General features: G+C 73.6%; 15 protein-coding genes. All 15 read right to left on the bottom strand.

What is annotated here, in order from left to right:
* Nucleotides 1-41: 41 nt before the first annotated feature.
* Nucleotides 42-1,301 (bottom strand): hypothetical protein, encoded by a 1,260-nt coding sequence (locus tag ACIBCT_RS01650; RefSeq protein ID WP_399185462.1) that lies wholly within the window; start codon nucleotides 1,299-1,301, stop codon nucleotides 42-44.
* Between the two features lie 167 nt (nucleotides 1,302-1,468).
* The gene (locus ACIBCT_RS01645; RefSeq protein ID WP_399185461.1) at nucleotides 1,469-2,362 is read right to left on the bottom strand and encodes a hypothetical protein; all 894 of its coding nucleotides are present in this window, start codon (nucleotides 2,360-2,362) and stop codon (nucleotides 1,469-1,471) included.
* A 69-nt stretch (nucleotides 2,363-2,431) separates the two neighbouring features.
* Entirely contained in the window at nucleotides 2,432-3,325 is an 894-nt protein-coding gene (locus ACIBCT_RS01640; protein ID WP_399185460.1) for a glycosyltransferase family 2 protein, read from the bottom strand.
* 95 nt (nucleotides 3,326-3,420) lie between these two features.
* Entirely contained in the window at nucleotides 3,421-5,052 is a 1,632-nt protein-coding gene (locus ACIBCT_RS01635) for a lipopolysaccharide biosynthesis protein (protein ID WP_399185459.1), read from the bottom strand.
* Nucleotides 5,053-5,078: 26 nt separating this feature from the next.
* Nucleotides 5,079-6,191 carry a hypothetical protein gene (locus ACIBCT_RS01630; RefSeq protein WP_399185458.1) on the bottom strand — a complete coding sequence of 371 codons (1,113 nt, stop codon included), beginning with the start codon at nucleotides 6,189-6,191 and terminating at the stop codon, nucleotides 5,079-5,081.
* Complete coding sequence (locus ACIBCT_RS01625; RefSeq protein ID WP_399185457.1) at nucleotides 6,188-7,549, bottom strand: DUF4910 domain-containing protein; 1,362 nt, start codon at nucleotides 7,547-7,549, stop codon at nucleotides 6,188-6,190. Before ACIBCT_RS01625 ends, ACIBCT_RS01630 begins: the two co-directional genes overlap by 4 nt.
* 59 nt (nucleotides 7,550-7,608) lie before the next feature.
* Entirely contained in the window at nucleotides 7,609-8,652 is a 1,044-nt protein-coding gene (locus ACIBCT_RS01620; RefSeq protein ID WP_399185456.1) for an NAD-dependent epimerase/dehydratase family protein, read from the bottom strand.
* Nucleotides 8,653-8,657: 5 nt separating this feature from the next.
* Complete coding sequence (locus ACIBCT_RS01615) at nucleotides 8,658-9,308, bottom strand: PIG-L deacetylase family protein (protein WP_399185454.1); 651 nt, start codon at nucleotides 9,306-9,308, stop codon at nucleotides 8,658-8,660.
* On the bottom strand, nucleotides 9,305-10,102 hold the full coding sequence (locus ACIBCT_RS01610; protein ID WP_399185453.1) for a sugar phosphate nucleotidyltransferase: 798 nt from the start codon (nucleotides 10,100-10,102) through the stop codon (nucleotides 9,305-9,307). Before ACIBCT_RS01610 ends, ACIBCT_RS01615 begins: the two co-directional genes overlap by 4 nt.
* Nucleotides 10,099-11,349 (bottom strand): methyltransferase domain-containing protein, encoded by a 1,251-nt coding sequence (locus tag ACIBCT_RS01605; protein ID WP_399185452.1) that lies wholly within the window; start codon nucleotides 11,347-11,349, stop codon nucleotides 10,099-10,101. Before ACIBCT_RS01605 ends, ACIBCT_RS01610 begins: the two co-directional genes overlap by 4 nt.
* Nucleotides 11,350-11,428: 79 nt before the next feature.
* Entirely contained in the window at nucleotides 11,429-12,496 is a 1,068-nt protein-coding gene (locus ACIBCT_RS01600) for a glucose-1-phosphate thymidylyltransferase (protein ID WP_399185451.1), read from the bottom strand.
* On the bottom strand, nucleotides 12,496-13,965 hold the full coding sequence (locus ACIBCT_RS01595) for a sugar transferase (RefSeq protein ID WP_399185450.1): 1,470 nt from the start codon (nucleotides 13,963-13,965) through the stop codon (nucleotides 12,496-12,498). The genes ACIBCT_RS01600 and ACIBCT_RS01595 overlap by 1 nt, the downstream gene beginning before the upstream one ends.
* Nucleotides 13,966-14,203: 238 nt before the next feature.
* Nucleotides 14,204-14,554: a hypothetical protein gene (locus tag ACIBCT_RS01590; RefSeq protein WP_344890858.1), complete on the bottom strand. Its 351-nt coding sequence runs from the start codon at nucleotides 14,552-14,554 to the stop codon at nucleotides 14,204-14,206.
* Nucleotides 14,555-14,612: 58 nt separating this feature from the next.
* Entirely contained in the window at nucleotides 14,613-15,236 is a 624-nt protein-coding gene (locus ACIBCT_RS01585; protein ID WP_399185449.1) for a GntR family transcriptional regulator, read from the bottom strand.
* The gene (locus ACIBCT_RS01580) at nucleotides 15,233-16,213 is read right to left on the bottom strand and encodes a DMT family transporter (RefSeq protein ID WP_399185448.1); all 981 of its coding nucleotides are present in this window, start codon (nucleotides 16,211-16,213) and stop codon (nucleotides 15,233-15,235) included. Before ACIBCT_RS01580 ends, ACIBCT_RS01585 begins: the two co-directional genes overlap by 4 nt.
* Between the last annotated feature and the right edge of the window lie 208 nt (nucleotides 16,214-16,421).

The following is a 16,421-nucleotide window of genomic DNA, read 5'->3' as shown; positions in this document are numbered from 1 at the left end:
CGGGCCGGGAACCGTGGCTCCCCGTCCGGTGGCCGGGTCGTCTAGCGTCTGCGCCGCGCGCTCCTGGTGCCGTCCGCCCGTCGCGCCGCCGCCCTGCGCCTGCGCCGTCTCATGGCCCTGGCGCTCTCCGCGCCGTCCGTCCCCCGGCCCGCCGGTTGCGCCGGATGGACGACGGCCGGTTCCCGGTCGCCGCGGCCACCGTTCTCCGGGTCGTCGGCGCCCCGGCCGGCCGGGTGCGCCGAGTGCTCCGGGTGCTCCGGGTGCAGGACGGCGGGCGGTTCCCGGTCGCCCCGGCCGTCGGCGTCCCCGTCGCCGCGTTCCGCCGTCCCGCCCTGACCCCGTGTCCCCTGTGTCCCCTGCGCGCCCGCCGGTCCGGCCGGACCCTCCGGGCCGCCGGTGCCCGCCGCGTCGCCGGGGTCCGCCGGTGCCCTGCCCGCGGCCGGGTGCGGCACCCCGGCGCGGCCGTCGCCCGAGCGCTGCCGGAACACCCTGCGGCGCTCCACGGTGTACGCGGTGCCGAGACCGAGGAGCACGACCAGGAACGCCGCGCCGCCCGCCGCCCGCGCGGGGCCGCTCCGGTTCGTCTCCGGCGGGCCGGGCGGGACCACGTCGACGAGCCCGATGAAGGTGGACGCCGGGGCGCCGAGCACCTCCTGCCTGCGGGTCAGCTCGCTCCGCAGGCGCACCTGCGCCTGGGACATGACGACCCTGACGGTGTCGGCGGAACCGCTCTCGACCTTCACGTACACGAAGGGGCCGTTCGTCAGGATGCCCATCATGCTGGGGTCGTTGCGGCCGTCGTTGATCACGACCTCGGTGGGGCCGTCCTCGGTCACGCCCAGCTCCGCCATGACCGCCTTGGTGTTCATGGCCAGGATGAGGATCCCGGCCGTGGTCCGCAGGCCGTCGCTGAACTGCAGCAGCGGGTTGCTGCGCCCCTGCGGCTTGACCGGGTCCAGCGTCCCTCCGGCCGGAGGCGTGGTCAGCACCATGGACGCGCTCGACACGTGGCGTACGGGCACCAGCGCGAAGGTGACCGCGGCGGCGAGAAGCGCCAGGCCGAGCAGCGGGAACCCGACCCGCCTCCGTCTGGAGAGGGCGAGGAGGGTCTTCCAGAACTCCACTACGTCCCCGCTCTCCCGGACGTCCAGGACGGCCCGGACGTCCAGGACGGCCCGGACGTCCAGGACGGCCCGGACGTCCAGGACGGCCCGGACGTCCAGGACGGCCCGGACGGCCCGGACGGCCCGGACGGCCGGGACGGGGTGGGTATCGGTGGTGGCACACGAACTCCTTGTCACTGTGGCGTCGCTGTGGCGTCACGGGGATCGCACCGGGGTGGCGGCCGGGACCCGCACCCGGCCGCACCCGGCCGCGCCCGGGACCCGCTCGGAACCCGATCGGGACGCGCTCCCGGCTCGGCTCCCGGCCCGGCTCCCGGTCCGGCTCCCGGTCCGGCCGAGACCGGTCAGGACCTGGCCAGGGCCTCCGCCTCGTACTCCAGGGCGAGCTCCTCCGGCATCGAGGCGAGGTCGGCGCAGCGTACGAAGTCGCGCAGGGTGGTGCCGGTGCACGCCGCGTCCACGTTGCGCGCGCCCCTGCGGGCGCGCACGTCGTCGATGTGCACGGTGCGGAAGTCGATGCTGAAGCGGGTCCTGCCCGAGGTGTTGGGCACCGTGGAGTGCAGCTGCGCGCCGGAGAAGACCAGCACGCCGCCGGGTTCCGGCACCACCCGGACCTGCGGTTCGAGCGTCACCTCCTCCTCGGGCCGGGGCTGTTCCCTGGTGTCGCCGCGCACGTGCCGGGCGGCGGTGAGCCTGCTGGTCCGTTTCCACTCGGCGTAGTCGTAGCGCGCGCTGCCGTTGCGCACCGGGGTGCCGAAGTACTGGGGATGGAAGGCCATCACGTTCTCCGGGACCACCTCGTAGACCGGGATCCACCAGTTGACCTGGTTGAACGGGGCCGAGTACCAGCAGTCGCGGTGCGGGTGGAAGGCGTAGGAGATGCCCGAGGTCAGGTAGTCGTGGGAGGTGGAGGTGCGCAGCCTGGGCACGTCGAAGTAGGTCCGCTCCAGGTCGCAGCCCAGCTCCCGCAGGATCTCCGGCAGCAGTTCCTTGCACCGGGGGTGGTGGATGAAGCGCGGCTTGAGCGACGCGAGCAGCTCGGCGAACTCCTCGACCGGCATGTCGAACTGGGCGGTCTCCGGGTCCCGCCCGCCGAACGCCTCGGCGACCAGCTCGCGGGCGAAGGCGGCCAGCAGGCCGGTGGCGGGCGTCGCCGAGTGGACGAAGACCTGCCCGTCGTAGAGCAGTTCCCTGCGGGTGTCGTCGTCCACCCCGCTGTTGGAGAAAACGGTGGTCACGGTGGTTCTCCTCACTGAGGTCACTGGGACGGCCGGTCGGCCGGGACACGCGCGGATCGGGGACGTCCGTCACCGCCCGGCGCCGAGAAGGCCGGACGCGACCGAGGCGAGCCTGCGTCCCCGGCGGGCCGCGGTGAGCCGGTGGCGGCGCGCGTACATGGCCAGTACGGCCGCGCGGGCGCGACGGCGGCGCCGCGGGCCGAGGTCGCTCTCCCGCAGCCAGCGCAGCAGCTCGGCGCACTGCAGGACGGTGGAGCAGCGGGCCCGCCAGGGCGGCACGTCCAGGCGGCGGGCGATGGCGGGCAGCGGGTCGTGCTTCCAGTTGCGGTGGGCCAGCACCTCCGGGACGTGCCCCCACGGCCCGGCCAGCGCCAGCTTCGCCGCGAACACCTCGTCCTCGCGCAGCATGTTCCTGCGGCGGATCCCGGCCGTCGGGTCGCGCCGGAGCAGACCGTAGAGCGGATCGACGAGCAGGTGGCTCTCGTTGAGCAGTCGCAGCATCGTGGTGAACCGCTCGACCGGGTCGTCCGAGCCCAGCCCCGGCCGGTCCAGGGGGGCGGTGGCGACCGTCCCGTCGGGGCCGGTGTAGGCGACCTGCGTGGTGACCAGCACGAGCCGGTCGTCCTCCGCGAACGCCCGCAGGGACCGGGAGACGCACGCGGGTTCCAGCCGGTCGTCGTCGCCCACCCAGCGGAAGTACGCCCCCTCGGTCAGCGCGACCGTGCCGACGAAGTTGTCGAACAGGCCCACGTTCTCCGGGTGCCTGCGGTAGCGGATCCTGCGGTCGCCCGCGGCCAGGTCGCGGCAGATCTCCTCGGTGCCGTCGGTGGAGGCGTTGTCGGAGATCACCAGCTGGAGGTTCTCGTGGTCCTGGGCGAGCACCGAGCGGACCGCGCCCTCGATCCGATCCGCCCCGTTGCGTACGGGCAGCACGATGGACACCAGCGTGTCGGAGTTCGGCATCCGGTCCCTTCCTCTCCATCCGTTCGTCCGAGCCGCCCGGGTCTCCGGGATCGCCGGGGTTCTCGGGGTGTCTCCGGTCGGCCCGCTCACCCCGTTCATCCGATACGCCCTGTTCGTCCGAGCCGTCGTGGCCGTCCGGGCCGCAGGAGCGGCCCGAGCGCGCGCAGCCGGTCCGCGGGGACGACGACCAGGACGTAGACGAGCAGCCCGCCGCCCCCGGCCAGGCAGAGCCGCAGCAGCACGGGGCCGCCGTCCGTCCCGCCCGCGACCCCCGCGATCGCGCCGGCGAGCGCCACCGTGACCGCGGCCGAGAGCGCGGAGCCCAGCAGCGGGCGCACCAGGGTGGGCGGCACCGGGGCCAGGCGCACCCCCGCGTGGCCCAGCACCAGCGCCGCCATCGGCAGGGCCACCAGCACCCCGGCCAGCGCGTGCCCGATCGCGGCGCCACGGACCCCGTACCAGTGCGTCCCCGCCCACAGTGCGGGCACCAGCGCCGCGGCCCAGACCAGGTTCATCCACACCGTCGCCCGGGTCGCGCCCGCCGAGGTGAGGACGTCGAAGGCCAGGGACGTGAGCATCCGCACGACCATCAGCACCGCGAGCACCGCCAGGACACCGGCCGCGGGCGCCCACGTGGCGCCGTACAGGAACGCCACGATCTCCGGTGCCAGCGTGGCCGTCACCACCGCGACCGGCAGCACGGAGGCGACCAGCAGGGGCACCGACCGCTGCACGCCCAGCGAGAGCGCCTCCGGCCGCTGCTCGGCCAGCCGGGAGAAGCTGGGCACGGTGACGTAGCGCAGCGCGGTCCCGATCACGCTGGGCACCCAGCTGGAGACGTTGAACGCCAGCAGGTAGAAGCCGAGCGCGACCGGGCCGAGCACGGCCCCGACGATGACGTAGTCGGCGTTCATCAGCACCGCCTCGATGCCGAGCCCCAGGGCCAGCGGCGCGCCGAAGCGCAGCAGCCTGGCCGCGACCTCCCGGTCGAAGCCGAGCCGGAACGGCAGCCCGGCCCAGGCGAGCACCAGGACGCCGGTGACGGTGTTGGCCGCGACCTGCCCGGCGGCGAAGCTGTACGCGCCCGCGCCGTTCGCGGCCAGGGTGATCGCCACCGCGGCGTTGACCAGTGAGCCCGCGATGTTGGCCCTGGTCAGCCGGTCGTGCCCGAACCCGCGCATCAGCGAGCCCGCCCGCACCGCGGTGACGCCGTCGATGAGGATGACCGCGGTGAGCAGCCGGACCACGGGCGTGGCCTCCGCGCTGCCCGCCAGCTCGGCGAAGTACGGGGCGATCACCCAGAAGATCCCGTATATCCCGGTGCTGAACGCCACCGCCATGACCGTCGCCGTCGGCGCCATGTCCTCGACCCTGCCGCGCCACTGCACGGTGGCCGCGATGATGCCGACGTCGTTGACGTGCATGACGAAGGTGGTCGCGGCGAGCGCGATGGCGTAGAGGCCGAAGTCCTCGGGCGCGAGGAGCCGGGCGAGCACCAGGCCCATGACGAAGGTGGTCGCCTTGGTGCCCACGTTGCCCAGCAGGCTCCAGCGCAGCCCGCGCCCGGCCTTGGCGCCGATCGCCCCCACCTGCTCGTCGGCGGTGGGGGCGTGCGTCTCCTCGGTGTTGGCATCGGGCGCCTCGTCGGCGGTGGGGTCGGGCGTGCCGGAGGGACCGTGCGCGCCCGTGTCGTGCGCGCCGGTGTCCCGTGCCTGCCGCTGGTCCATCCGTGCCTTCCGCCGCCTCGTGGGTGTCAGCCGAGTTCCTCGACGCGTTCGAGCCAGATCTCCCGCCAGAACGGCACGAACTCGCGCGGGCAGCTGACGTTGTACGCGCCCGCGCAGACGACGCCCTCCAGGACGATGCAGGGGTTCTTCATCCGCAGCATCCGGCCGGTCTTCTCGTCCAGGCACCGCTCGACCCGGGCGCTGACGCGCGCCACGTGCCCGCAGTAGCGCGACATCTCCTCCTCGAACCCCATGCCGCGGTTGAGCAGGTCGCCGTTGAGCGTTTTCAGGATCTCCGCCTTGGACCTGACCCGGACCAGTTCGCCCGGCCGCAGGTCCAGGGTCCGCGTCGGGGTCTTCGCCCCGGCCTCGCCCCTGACGAACCCCCAGCGCATCCCGCCCCTGATCCACAGCCACCTCGGCAGGAGGCGCTTGGCGGCCTGCTGGTAGCGGTTGAACAGGCCGACCAGGAGCGAGCGCAGCATCCACGGCACGCCCACGTTCCCGGTGCGCACGTCGGCGACGTACTGCCCGACGTCCTTGAGCGGCAGGCAGGTGGGCGCGGCGCGCAGCAGCTCGGTGGCCTGGCAGGAGAATCGCTCCTCGCCGTCCGGGCCGGGCTCCTTGCGGGTGGCGGCCTGCAGGATCGGCAGCAGCGCGCGGCCCGCGGCGAGGTCGCGTCCCGGGCCCGGACCACCGGGACCACCGGAACCGTTCGGGGAGCCCTCGGCACGCGACGGGACCCGGCCGTCCGGGGAGCCGGAACCGTCCGGGGAGCCGGGGTCGGCCGGGGAGATCCGCCTGAGCCACGCCTCCTTCCAGTAGAACTGGCAGGCCGTCTGGCAGCCGCCGTGCGCCGCGCCGTCGCAGCGGGCCCCGGTCAGGTGGACGGCCCGCTCCATCCGGCGCATGCCGCTGCCGCCGATCGTGTCGCAGAGCTTGTGCGCCACCTTGTGCACGGTGAGCCGCCGCCCGCACCAGGCCAGCATCTCCGGCATGAAGGGAAGCCCGTCCAGCTCCCCCCGCTCGTCCAGGGTGGCCATGATCTCGGCCTCGCCGAGCACCTCCACCGTCTCGCCGACCCGGAGCCCGAGGACCCCGGCCGCCGGTGCACCCGTCACGACCCGTGACCCCGTCATTCCGAACACTCCTTGAGAAGTCCCGACCCGCGCAGGGCGCGTGCCGCCTCCGCCACCGTGCCGAAGGGAAGATCCGCGCGTTCGGCGATGTCCAGCAGGCCGTGCTCCCCGTCGGAGAGGTTCAGCACCCACAGCATCGCCATCTGGGCCGCCTGTGTGTCGCTCCGCCCGCCCAGCGACCCGTACAGGCCGCGCCTGCCGAGCTGCGGCTCGCCGTACGGGCTGAGGTTGAGGTGGCGGCGGTCGCCCTCCAGCACCCGGGTGACCTCCCAGCAGGTCTCCAGGGTGTCCGCCATGGCCTCGGGCGAGACGAAGCCCGGATCGTCCCCCGAGGTGTGATATTCCGGGTATCCGGCGTAGGGGGTTCGGGTGAGCGAGCCGACCGGCAGGTCGAAGCCGGGCGAGCAGAACTGCCGCTCGTCGTAGCCGTACGGGGAGAAGTCCACGACCCGGTGCTCGCGCCCGGAGGTGCGCAGGACGTGCCGCACGGCACGGTCGATCACGGCGTCCCCCCGCCTGCTGCGCTTGTACGTCAGCGGGCCGCGGTCCCCCGCGCAGGCCAGCACCAGGCCGTGCCGGACGCGCCCGACGCGCTCGCGGTTGCGCGCCAGCCAGGTGATCGCGCCGATGGTGCCCGGCGCGAACAGGAAGCGATAGGTGTACCACGGGTCGCTCCCGGCGAGCCGGCGCGCGAGCCGGACGGCCACGGCGATCCCCGCCAGGTTGTCGTTGGCCAGCGAGGGGTGGCACACGTGGCAGGAGACGAGCACCTCCTCGGCGACCCGGCCGGGCACCACGTGCTCGCCGTAGGTCAGGTGGCCGTCGGCGAGCGTGGAGTCGATCATGACCTCGTACGGTCCGCCGGGCAGGCCCTCCAGCGTGTCGTGGGCCAGGCAGAAGCCCCAGGTCCGCGCGTAGTAGCTCGTCCGGTACGGGACCAGGCCGGGCTGCTCGGGCAGCGTGTGCAGGTGGCCGCGCAGCTCGTCCAGGGTCATGACGGCCGACACCGGGACGCTGTAGCCGACCACGTGCAGGTTCGACGCGGCGAAGTCGACGACCCTGGTGCCGGAGGGGTCCTTGACGTAGGCGTCGCGGATGTTCCACTCCTCGGGCACGGTCCAGTCCAGGACCTCGGTGCCCGTCGGCACCTCGCTGACCCGCAGCGGCAGGGACTCCCCGACGATCTCCAGGGTGCGGCGCACGCCGTCGCCGGTGATGCTCCGGCAGATCGGGTAGAGCCGCTCCACCAGGGCGTGCATCTCGCGCCCCTCATCGGCGCCACCCGCGCCACCCGCGCCACCCGCGCCGCCCGCCCCGGCCACGCCGGTCGCCCCGGTCACGCCGGTCGTCCCGGTCACACCGGCAGCGCCACCAGCGCCACCAGCGCCACCAGCGTCGCCCGCACCGTCCGCCCCGCTCACGCCGGTCGCCCCGCCGTCGCCCGGCGTGGGCGCAGCGCGCCGTCGACGGTCCCGGCCTCGCGCCTGGCCGCCAGATGCGCCAGCCGGGTGAAGCGGCGGTGGAAGTCGTCCGAGGTCAGGCCGTACCGCCGGTAGGCGTCGGCCAGCTCGGCCGCGCCCGCCCTGACCGTCCAGCGGGTCCGGTAGCCGGGCAGCGCGGCCCGCACGCGGGAGAAGTCGACCCGGTAGGAGCGCGGGTCGGCCCCGGTCTCACCGGTGATCACGACCTCCGCGCCGGGCACCGCCTCGGCGACCTCGTCCGCGATCCGGGCGACGGTCAGGTTGTTCTCCTCGTCACCGACGTTGAACGCCCTGGCGTGCACGGCCTCGCGCGGTGCGGTCAGCGCCAGGGCGAAGGCGTCCGCGATGTCGGCGGCGTGCACCAGGGGACGCCACGGCGTGCCGTCGGAGAGCACCTTCACCTGCCCGGACAGCAGCGCGTGCCCGACGAGGTTGTTCAGCACGATGTCCGCGCGCAGCCGGGGCGAGAACCCGAAGGCGGTGGCGTTGCGCAGGAACACCGGGCTGAAGTCGTCGTCGGCCAGCGCCAGCAGGTCGTCCTCGACCCGGACCTTGGAGTCGGCGTACGGGGTCACCGGCCGCAGCGGCGCGTCCTCGTCGACCAGGTCCTCACCGGAGGCGCCGTAGACCGAGCAGGTGGAGGCGTACAGGAACCGGCGCACGCCCGCGTCGCGGGCCAGCCTGGCCAGGCGCACCGCGGCGCGGTGGTTGATGTCGTAGGTCAGCTCGGGCGCCAGCGCGCCCAGCGGGTCGTTGGACAGCGCGGCCAGGTGCACCACCGCGTCCGTCCCGGCCAGCATGTCGGCGGTGACGTCCCGCAGGTCGACGGGGTGCCCGGGCGGGTCGCCGGGCGCGGGGCCCAGCACGCACCCGGCGAACAGGCCGGAGTCCAGCCCGGTCACCTCGTGCCCGCGGGCGGTGAGCACCGGGGCCATCACGCTCCCCAGGTACCCCTGGTGCCCGGTCAGCAGCACGCGCATCGGGTTCACCCTCCAGCCAGGTCGAAGGTCAGTTTGCCGACGTGGAACGCCTCGGCGTGGCGGGCGCGGCACTCGACGCCGCGCAGGCGGGCCAGCCCGAGGAACACCTCGCGGTCGTACCAGGGGCGGCCGTGCTGGGAGGGGTAGTGCCGCTCCAGCAGGTCCGCCTTGGCCTCGGCGACCTCGGGCGCGAGCGGCTGGTAGGCGCTGGGGCGGCCGAGGTCGCCGTCCCACTTGACGATCTCGTAGCCGAGCACCTGGTGGTCGCGGAAGGCGGTGGGCACCAGCTCGGCCAGGCCCCGGTGGTCCTGGTGGGCGTCGCCGCGGTGCGGCGCGAACACCAGGTCCGGGTCGACGCGCGTGCGCAGCTCCTCCACCGCCGCCTTCGCCTCCTCCCAGTACGCGGGCAGCCGCCCGTCGGGCAGCTTGAGCACGGTCGGCCGCAGGTCGGCCCCGGGGCAGAAGTCGGCCAGCGCCGCGCGTTCCTCGTCCTCGCGCGCGGTCCCGCCGCCGGACAGCACCAGGGCCTCCACGGTCAGGCCGGGACGCGCGGAGCACAGGGTGAGCAGGGTGCCGCCCGCCCCGATGGCGAGGTCGTCGCAGTGCGCGGCCAGCAGCGCGATCCGGCCCGTCGCGGCCGGCCGGAAACCGATCACGGGACCGTCACCGCCGCGGGCCCGCGTTCCCACAGCGCCCAGGGGCGGTCGCCGCGCGAGTACGCCTCGTCCAGGGCGACCCGCTCCCTGACCGTGTCGGTCGGCCGCCAGTAGCCGCGGTGCGGGTAGGCCAGCAGCCTGCCCCGCTTGGCCAGCTCGGCGCAGCCGTCGCCGACCAGGTCGCCGCCCTCCGGGATGTGCTCGAAGATCTCCTGGCGGAGCACGAAGTAGCCGCCGTTGACCCAGAGCGGCATCTCGCTGACCGGCGTGATGCCGCCGACCGTGCCGCGCTCCCCCAGCTCGATGCAGTGGAAGGTGTCCGAGGGCGGCACCACCATCATCGACGCGGCCGCGCCGGACGCGTCGAACCGGTCGACGATCTCTGGCAGCGGGGCGTCGGTGAGCACGTCGGCGTAGTTGGCCAGGAACATCTCCTCGCCGTCCAGGTGGTCGCGGACCCGGCGCAGCCGCTCGCCGATCGGCGAGGTGATCCCGGTCTGCACGAACGAGATCGACCACTCGGAGATGTCGGTGGACAGCAGCTCGACCCGGCCGCCGCGGAGCACGAAGTCGTTGGACGTCGTCTCCTGGTAGTCCAGGAAGAACTCCTTGATGTGGTGGGCGCCGTAGCCCAGGCAGAGGATGAACTCGGTGTGCCCGAAGTGCGCGTAGTAGCGCATCACATGCCAGATGAGCGGCCTGGGCCCGACGAGCTGCATGGGCTTGGGCACGTCGCCGGCGGTGCCGGTGCGCATCCTGCTGCCGTATCCGCCGCAGAAGAGGACGACCTTCACGGGTTCACCTCGACGATCTCCAGTTCGGGAATGGGGAGGACCAGCCGGCCACCCCAGTCGTGCACGTAGGACAGCTGGCCGACGAGCTCCTCGCGCAGGTTCCACGGCAGGACCAGCACGTAGTCGGGCCGTTCCTCGGCCAGGCGCTCGGGCGGCAGGATCGGGATGCGCGTCCCCGGGGTGAACCTGCCGTGCTTGTACGGGTTGCGGTCCACGGTGAAGGGCAGCAGGTCGGGCCGGATCCCGCAGTGGTTGAGCAGGGTGTTGCCCTTGCCGGGCGCGCCGTAGCCGGCCACCGTCCTCCCCTGCCGGGCCGCCTCCAGCAGGAAGGCCAGCAGGTCGCGCCGCACCCGGGCGACCCGCGCGCCGAACTCGGCGTACCCGGACAGCTCGTGCAGGCCCGCGGCCTTCTCCTCGGCGAGCAGCGCGGCCACCCGCTCCCCGGGCTCCCCCTGCTCCCGGGTGGCCTCCTCGGGCCTGGCCCACAGCCGGATCGACCCGCCGTGGGTGGGCAGCCGCTCGACGTCCACCAGGCGGAGCCCGCCGGAGGCCAGGGCGGCGCGCGCCGAGTCGACCGTGTAGTACTGGAAGTGCTCGTGGTAGATCGTGTCGTACTGGTTGCCCGCCATCAGCGTCGGCAGGTACTGCACCTCGATCGAGACCCAGCCGTCGTCGGCGACGAGCGCGCGCAGCCCCCGGGTGAACCCGATCACGTCCGGTACGTGGGCGTAGACGTTGTTGGCCACCACCAGGTCGGCCGGGCCGTGCCCGGCCCGCACCGAGGCGCCCGTCGCGGGGTCGAGGAACGCCGTCCAGGTGGGCACCCCGGCCTGCCGCGCCGCCCGGCCGACGTTCTCGGAGGGCTCGACGCCCAGGCAGCGGATGCCCAGATCGGCGACGTGCCTCAGCAGGTAGCCGTCGTTGCTGGCCACCTCCACCACGAACGAGCCGGACCCCAGCCCGAGCCGTTCCACCGCCCCGTGCACGAAGGTCCGCGCGTGCTCCACCCACGAGGTCGAGTACGAGGAGAAGTAGGCGTACTCGGTGAAGGTCTCCTCGGGGGTGATCAGCGGCGGGATCTGCGCCAGCCGGCAGCCGGTGCAGACCCGCAGGTGCAGCGGGTAGGTGACCTCGGGCTCCTCCAGCTGCGCCTCGGTGAGGAAACGCTCGCACGGCGGCGTGGCGCCGAGGTCGACGACGCTCGCCAGGCTCGTCGAGCCGCACAGCCTGCAGGGTGTCATGGACATGCCTCTCGTCCCGGGGCACGGCCCCGCGGGGCTCCGCGTGGTCGCGGACGGGTCGCCCCGCGTGTCCCGCCGGATGTCGTCACGAGCTGATCTGGACCTTGCTGTGATCACCCAGCACCAGGCGGTGGGCGCGGGGGACGGCGGGCGCGGGGGTGACCTCGACGTCGTGGCCGATGAGGGAGGCCTCGATCCGCGAGACGCCCGCGATCGACGACCGGGGCAGGACGATGGAGTACTCGATCTCGCTGCCGCTGACCGTGCAGCCCGCCCCGATCGAGGTGAAGGGGCCGACGTAGCTGTCCAGGACGCGCGCCCCGGAGCCGATGACCGCGGGCCCGACGATGCGGGAGCGCTCCACCTGCGCGCCCGCCTCGACGACCACCCGGCCGATCAGCTCGCTGGCGCCGTCCACCCGGCCGTCCACCCTGGGCTCCAGGGACTCCAGCACCAGCCGGTTGACCTCCAGCATGTCGGTGACGTTCCCGGTGTCCTTCCAGTAGCCGGAGATGATCGTGGACTCGACCCTGCGGCCCGCGGTGATCAGCCAGTGCAGGGCGTCGGTGATCTCCAGCTCCCCGCGCCAGGAGGGCTTGAGCTCGGCCACGGCCTCGTGGATCGCGGCGGTGAACAGGTAGACGCCGACCAGCGCGAGGTCGCTCCTGGGCACGGCCGGTTTCTCCTCCAGGCCCACCACCCGGCCGGCCGCGTCCAGCTCGGCGATGCCGAACTGCCGGGGGTCGCCGACCCGGGTGAGCATGATGTGGGCGGCGGGCCGCTCGCGGGCGAACCGCTCGACCAGGTCGCTGACGCCGCCGACGATGAAGTTGTCCCCCAGGTACATGACGAAGTCCTCGTCGCCGAGGTAGTCGCGGGCGACGAGCACCGCGTGGGCCAGGCCCAGCGGCGCGGCCTGACGGATGTAGGTCACCTCCAGGCCGAACGCGCTCCCGTCGCCGACGGCCGCCTCGATCTCGGCGTACGTGTCGCCCACCACGACCCCGGTCTCGCGGATGCCCGCCGCGGCGATGGCCTCCAGGCCGTAGAACAGCACCGGCTTGTTCGCCACGGGCACGAGCTGCTTGGCCGAGGTGTGGGTGATCGGCCGGAGCCGGGTGCCCGACCCGCCGGCGAGCACGAGCGCTCTCACTAGTAGGCCCCTTCTCCGCCGGTGACGGCGCTCCAGGTCTTCCACAGGATCTGCAGGTCCAGGAAGAGCGACCAGTTCTCCACGTAGCGCAGGTCCAGCCGGACCGACTCCTCCCAGGTCAGGTCCGAGCGCCCGCTCACCTGCCACAGGCCGGTCATGCCGGGCCTGACGACCAGGCGGCGGCGCACGTCCTCGCCGTACTGCCTGACCTCGCCGGGCAGCGGCGGGCGCGGGCCGACGAGCGACATCTCGCCGCGCAGCACGTTGAGCAGCTGCGGCAGCTCGTCGATGGAGTAACGGCGCAGGAAGGCGCCCACCGGGGTGACCCTTGGATCGTTCCTGATTTTGAACAGCACGGCGTCGACCTCGTTCTCGCGCTCCAGGTCGAGCCTGAGCCGTTCCGCGTCGGTGACCATGGTGCGGAACTTCACCACCCGGAACTCCACGCCGCCCTTTCCCACCCTGACCTGCCGGAAGAGGGAGGGGCCCGGACTCGTCGCGCGGATCAGCGCGGCGATCACCAGCATGGGCACGCCCAGGACCAGCAGGACCATCAGCGCGCCGGTCCGGTCGAAGAGGCTCTTGGCCAGGCGGCGGACCCCGCGGAAGTCGGGGTGCTCGACGTGCAGCAGCGGCATCCCCGCCACCGGGCTGATGCTGATGCGCGGGCCGGCCACGTCCATGAGCGCCGGGGCCACGAACAGGTCGGTGCGGGCGTCCTCCAGGCCCCAGGCCAGCCTGCGCAGCGCGGCGCCGTCCAGCTCCGGGCAGGCCAGCACGGCGACGGCGTCGGCGTCCACCCTGGCCACCACCGTGGCGACGTCGGAGAAGCCGCCCAGGACCGGGATCCCGTCGATCTCCACCAGGCCGGACGTCAGCGGGTCGGGGCCGGTGGGCAGGCACGCGGCGACGACCGTCATGCCGTGGTGCGGCTGCCTGCGCAGCTGGATGACCAGGTCGAGCACGGACTCGCGGTGGCCGACCGCGACCACCTGGCGCATGTAGTCGCCGCGGGCGCGCCTGCGGTGCAGCCGCTTGCGCATCCGGTAGCGGAAGGCGACGGTGAGGACGCAGGCCAGCGGGAACATCGCCATGACGAAGCTGCGGGCGATCGGGGTCTGGGTGACGTAGGCACCGATCGCGACGGCCGCGGTCAGGCCCGCCGCGCCGTTGAAGACGGCGCGGAACTCGTCGCTGCCCTCCCCGTGCGTACGCCCGCGGTAGGCGCCCCCCGCCACCAGCGCCAGCGGCCAGACCAGGGCGAGTCCCAGCCCGAGCAGCGCCTCTGCCTCGGGGATGTACGCGCCGAGCCAGAGCCGGACGCCCAGCACCGTCTCGCAGGCGATCACCGAGCACGCGACGTCCCCGGCGAGCAGGATGCGGACGTAGGAGTGCGTCCAGATGCTGGAGGCGGTCCGCGCCGGCCCCCGGGGCAGTCCGAGGGCGAGCTCCTCGATCTCCGCTCTCATGCCACCTCGCCCACGACGCCCGGACGCGGCGGCGTGAATCACCGCGCATCACATTTCAGTGGTCAACACATTCCCGACAGGCCGGAGGCCTCGATACCAGGGAAATACTAGTGATCACTATTGGGCGGGGGAATAGCGGTAACTGTCCACTATCGGCCGAGGAGCAGCATAAGCAATGCCTTGACGGAACGATCCAAACATGTACGTTTCGCCATTGGATAATGTAACTAATTCTAAATTAGTCGTATTCAAAATCCGGAAGGGCCGACGGCGGCTCGGGGCTGCGCCAGACCACGACGTAATCGTCGCGCGCGGACTCCACGGCCGCGCCGAGCCGCTCCAGATCGAAGTCCGGGAGGTAGCGCAGGCGGGCGAGGAAGGTCGCGTCGGTCGCCGAGCCGGGCACCACGCATCCCTGGCCCTGCCGGTCGAGAAGGATGTACAGGATGTCGGAGTCCGGCTCCTCCGTCACGCGCACCTCGACGACGTCCTCCCACGCGAGGGCGTCGACGCTGCCGTCCGCGTAGTGACGGGTCACGCCTTCTTCGGTGACGTACACGTAGGAGTCCGGCACTGAGTTGCCGTGCATGGGCGCGATTGTGACGACTCCCGGGCTCCGCGTGCAATAGAGCCATGCACATCGATGCCTATCGATCGCCCCAGTGATGGTCGAGATGGACGGCGACCGCCCTTCTCGCGGCCTCCCGTGGTCCGCGGGCGATCGCGTCCAGCAGGTCCCGGTGCTCGGCGACCAGCACGTGCCGGTCGGAGTAGACCTCGCGCAACCGCACCAGGCCCAGCCGGGTCTCGGCGGCGAGCATGCCGTAGAGCCGTTCCAGCCGCGGGCTGCCCACCGCGACCACCAGCGCCTGGTGCAGCGCCATGTGCCCGGCCACCGCCTCCGACCAGGGGGCGTCGGCGGGCAGGGCCGCCATCCGGGCCAGCGCCTCGTCCGCCTCCGCCACCCGCCTGCCGGCCAGCGTCGTGGCCACCAGGTCCTCCAGCGGGCGCCGGACGAACATCAGGTCGTCCAGGTCGGCCACGCTCACCTCGGCCACGTGGGCGCTGCGGTGCCGCTCGCGCCGCAGCAGCCCCTCGTGCACGAGCACGGCCAGCGCCTCCCTGACGGTCGGGCGGGCCACCCCGTACAGGGCCGAGAGCTCCTGTTCGGGCAGGGGCGTGCCGGGGGCGATCTCGCCGGACAGCACCCGCCGGCGCAGGGCGTCGGCGAGCGCGCCGACGGCGGAGACGGGATGCAGCGGCAGGGTCACGCCGACGACCCTATTGCCCTCCGGCCGCCGCTTCCGGCCGCGTCCCCGTCCCCGTCCCCGTCCGGCAGGGCGACCGCGACGAGGCTGACCCCGAGCAGGACCAGCCCTGCGGCCGACACGGGGGTGAGCCTCTCGCCGAGCACCACCACGCCGAGCAGGGCGGCCACCGCGGGCTCGGCCAGCGCCAGGGTGGCGGCGGTGGCGACCGGCGTGGTGCGCAGGCCCCTGCCGTAGAGCAGGTAGGCCAGCGCGGTGGTGGCGCAGCCCAGGTAGAGGGCGGTGAGCAGGCCGCGCGGCTCGGCGAGCCAGCCGGTGCCGGTCCACAGCAGGACCGGGACCATGACGAGCGCGGCACCGCCGAACATCAGTCCCATCACCGCGTCCGAGGGCGCTCCCGCACCGATCGCGCGTGCCGCGGTGACCGCGTAGAACGCGTACAGCAGGCCGCCGAGGAGGGCGAGCAGGACACCGTCGGCGCGCACCTGGCCCCCGCCACCGGTGAGCACGGCGCAGCCGGTGATCGCCACCGCGGTCGCCCCGGCCCAGCGGCGCCCGGGCCGCACCCCGTCGAGGAGCCAGGACAGCAGGCCGGTGAAGACCGGGCCGCTGCCGATGGCGACCACGGTGCCCACGGCCACCCCGGTCCTGCCGACCGCGGCGAAGAAGCAGAGCTGGTACGCGGCCACGGCCAGCGCCGCCGCCACCAGCGGGCCCGGACGGGCCGGGAACCGCAGGGACCGGGCGGGGCGGGCCCGCGGGGGGCCGTCCGGGGAGGGGTCCCGCGGGGAGCCGCCCGGGGCGCCGCGGCCGGGGGCGAGCGTCGGCCGCAGGGCCGGGAGGGTGACGGCCGCGAGCACCAGGCCGCCGATCACCAGGCGGGCCGCGGCCAGGGAGACGGGGTCGACCCCGGCCACGAGGACGCCCGCGGTGCCCGCGGTGCCCCAGAGCACGGCGGCTCCGATCACGGCGATTCTCATGGGTCGATTGTAGGCATATTGTCTGACAACCAGACAAGAATTCTGGAGCACCATCCCCGGCCGGTGCGTTCCCCGGTTTTCCGGGCGGCGGGGGCGGGTACTTCGGCCAGGTGAGACATCCCCGGAACAGCACGAACAGCGGGAACAGGACGAGTGCCGGGGTGCACGGGAACGGCCCCCGGTGGGCCGGCGACGGGATCGGGTGATC

The sequence above is a fragment of the Streptosporangium sp. NPDC050855 genome, from assembly GCF_044456585.1.
Taxonomy (GTDB): Bacteria; Actinomycetota; Actinomycetes; order Streptosporangiales; family Streptosporangiaceae; genus Streptosporangium; species Streptosporangium longisporum.
This window is presented reverse-complemented; position numbering and strand designations above follow the sequence as displayed.

Excerpts from the sequence above, each read along its gene's own strand:
- ACIBCT_RS01620 (WP_399185456.1), bottom strand. The coding sequence starts at position 8,652 with ATGCGCGTGCTGCTGACCGGGCACCAGGGGTACCTGGGGAGCGTGATG.
- ACIBCT_RS01635 (WP_399185459.1), bottom strand. The coding sequence starts at position 5,052 with ATGGACCAGCGGCAGGCACGGGACACCGGCGCGCACGACACGGGCGCG.
- ACIBCT_RS01580 (WP_399185448.1), bottom strand. The coding sequence starts at position 16,213 with ATGAGAATCGCCGTGATCGGAGCCGCCGTGCTCTGGGGCACCGCGGGC.
- ACIBCT_RS01640 (WP_399185460.1), bottom strand. The coding sequence starts at position 3,325 with ATGCCGAACTCCGACACGCTGGTGTCCATCGTGCTGCCCGTACGCAAC.
- ACIBCT_RS01595 (WP_399185450.1), bottom strand. The coding sequence starts at position 13,965 with ATGAGAGCGGAGATCGAGGAGCTCGCCCTCGGACTGCCCCGGGGGCCG.
- ACIBCT_RS01630 (WP_399185458.1), bottom strand. The coding sequence starts at position 6,191 with ATGACGGGGTCACGGGTCGTGACGGGTGCACCGGCGGCCGGGGTCCTC.
- ACIBCT_RS01605 (WP_399185452.1), bottom strand. The coding sequence starts at position 11,349 with ATGTCCATGACACCCTGCAGGCTGTGCGGCTCGACGAGCCTGGCGAGC.
- ACIBCT_RS01590 (WP_344890858.1), bottom strand. The coding sequence starts at position 14,554 with ATGCACGGCAACTCAGTGCCGGACTCCTACGTGTACGTCACCGAAGAA.